The organism is Macromonas nakdongensis, assembly GCF_002837145.1.
GTDB classification, from domain to species: Bacteria; Pseudomonadota; Gammaproteobacteria; order Burkholderiales; family Burkholderiaceae_C; genus Macromonas_B; species Macromonas_B nakdongensis.
Genome location: NZ_NWMV01000161.1, coordinates 1 through 2,185 on the forward strand (window position 1 = coordinate 1; position 2,185 = coordinate 2,185).

A 2,185-nucleotide genomic window follows, 5' to 3' on the forward strand; every position below is an offset into this window, starting at 1 on the left:
GTGGGTCGCAAACCCAGCGCGGCCAGGGCGTCGCGCCCCTGCTCGTCCCAGGCCAGCAGTTCGCAGGCCTGCAGGCCTTCGGGGTCGATCACCTCCAGCGCGTCGCCCGGACCCAGGTGCACCGCCGTCAGCCCCCCGCCGGCCACCCGGTGGCGTTCCAGCAGCGGGGTGCGCCCGCCCAGGCCGGGTTCGCGCAAGCGGGTGACCACCGGGGGCCGGACCCCGGCCGGCGTGGCTGCGGCGGGCAGGCTCATCACAAGGCCTCGGCGCCCGCTTCACCCGTGCGGATGCGCACGACCTGCTCCAGGTCGGAGACAAAGATCTTGCCGTCGCCGATTTTGCCGGTGCGGGCCGCGCGCTCGATGGCTTCGATGACGGCCGCCACCCGCTCGGCGGTCACAGCGGCTTCCAGCTTGACCTTGGGCAGGAAATCGACCACGTACTCGGCGCCGCGGTACAGCTCGGTGTGGCCTTTCTGGCGACCGAAGCCCTTGACTTCGGTGACGGTGATGCCCTGGATGCCCATGTCCGAGAGCGCCTGGCGCACCTCGTCGAGCTTGAAGGGTTTAATGATGGCGGTGACCAATTTCATGGGAAACCTCGGATCGGTGTGGACAAGGGAGGTGGGGTCAGAGCTTGTAGCCCGGTTCGCCGTGCGAGGTCAGGTCCAAGCCTTCGACTTCGTCGTCGGCGTCGACCCGCAGGCCGCCACACAGCAGCGCAGCGAGCTTGAAGGCGATGTAGCTGCTGACCGCCGCGTAGACGATGCTGAAGCCCATCACCAGGAGTTGCACCGGCATTTGCGAGGCCAGGTCGCGGCCTTCGGCGTAACCCAGGCCGCCCAGGGCCGGGAGGGCGAAGACCGGGGTCAGGACGCCGCCGACGATGCCGCCCACGCCATGCACGCCGAACACGTCAAAGGAATCGTCCAGGCCGATCATGGGCTTGAGTTTTTCCACCGCCCAGATGCAGATGGGCGAAGCCACCGCGCCCACCACCAGCGCCCCCATGGGGCCGACGAATCCGCAAGCCGGGGTGATGGCCACCAGACCGGCGATGGCGCCCGAGACCGCGCCCAGCATGCTGGGCTTGCCACGGTGTTTCCATTCCACCAGCACCCAGGCCACCGCGCCGGCCGCGGCGCCCAGCATGGTGTTGACCACCACCCACATGGCAAAGCCGCTGGCCGCCAAGGCGCAACCGCCGCAGAAGGCCAGCCAGCCCACCCACAGCAGGGAGCCGCCGGTCATGGTCATGGTCATGTTGTGCGGGGCCATGGCCGAGGTGCCCACGCCTTTGCGCGCCCCCACCATCCAGGCCCCCACCAGCGCGGCAATGCCGACGTTGATGTGCACCACGTTGCCCCCGGCAAAGTCCTGCGCACCGAGCGCGAACACCCAGCCGCCGCCCCAGCCCATGTGGGCCATGGGCACGTAGTTGATGGTGAACCAGATCACCATGAACACCAGCACCGCGGCGAACTTGATGCGCTCGGCGAACGCGCCCACGATGATGGTGGGCGTGATGGCAGCGAACAGCAGCATGAACAGGAAGAACAGGAGTTCCGGGATGCTGCCTTGCAGCGAATCGGCCGTGATGCCGGCCATGAAGACCTTGTCGAAGCCGCCGATGAAGGCGTTGGCCGCGCCACCGTCGGTGAAGGTGAGCGAGTAGCCGAACAGGGCCCACAGCATCGACATCAGGGACATGACGGTGAACACCTGCATGAGGATGGACAGGACGTTCTTGGTGCGGGCCAGGCCGCCGTAGAACAGCGCCAGACCGGGGATGGTCATGAGGAGCACCGCCAGGCTGCAGGCGAAGATGAAGGCGGTGTCGCCCGGGTTGAGGGTGGGCGTGCTCGCGGCCTGCGCCCAGAGCGCGGGGGAACACACGGAAAGGGCCATCGGTGCCAGCCAACGCAAAGAAGGGAACTGTTTCAAGGGAAACTCCAAGGGCAGTTGTGGACGTTGTGGGGGCTGCAAGGACCGTGCCAAAGTTTCTTATTGGTAATCTTGTATTCCCTGCGTGAAACTGGTGCAAAGACGGACGTGCGGCCCCTCGCATGCACCGGCAACGCGCCGTGCCCGGCCCTGTTTTGGCGCAAGGCCGTGCGCGCGGCCCCCAAAAAGCCCAAACCGCCCGAAGGCGGTCTGGCGTCCCGTCACATCCCCGCGTAATTGGG

General features: G+C 67.2%; 2 protein-coding genes and 1 pseudogene. All 3 read right to left on the reverse strand.

Translation table 11 applies throughout. The annotated features are described in order from the left end of the window. Positions 1–254 (reverse strand): annotated as a pseudogene (locus tag CON77_RS14700) (aminomethyltransferase); the annotation flags it as partial. After that, entirely contained in the window at positions 254–592 is a 339-nt protein-coding gene (locus tag CON77_RS14705; protein ID WP_101050337.1) for a P-II family nitrogen regulator, read from the reverse strand. The pseudogene CON77_RS14700 and the gene CON77_RS14705, both read right to left, overlap by 1 nt. A gap of 37 nt (positions 593–629) precedes the next feature. Further along, positions 630–1,943: an ammonium transporter gene (locus CON77_RS14710; RefSeq protein WP_198552410.1), complete on the reverse strand. Its 1,314-nt coding sequence runs from the start codon at positions 1,941–1,943 to the stop codon at positions 630–632. Between the last annotated feature and the right edge of the window lie 242 nt (positions 1,944–2,185).

Coding starts and splice junctions, on each gene's coding strand:
- CON77_RS14705 (WP_101050337.1), bottom strand. CDS start 592: ATGAAATTGGTCACCGCCATCATTAAACCCTTCAAGCTCGACGAGGTG.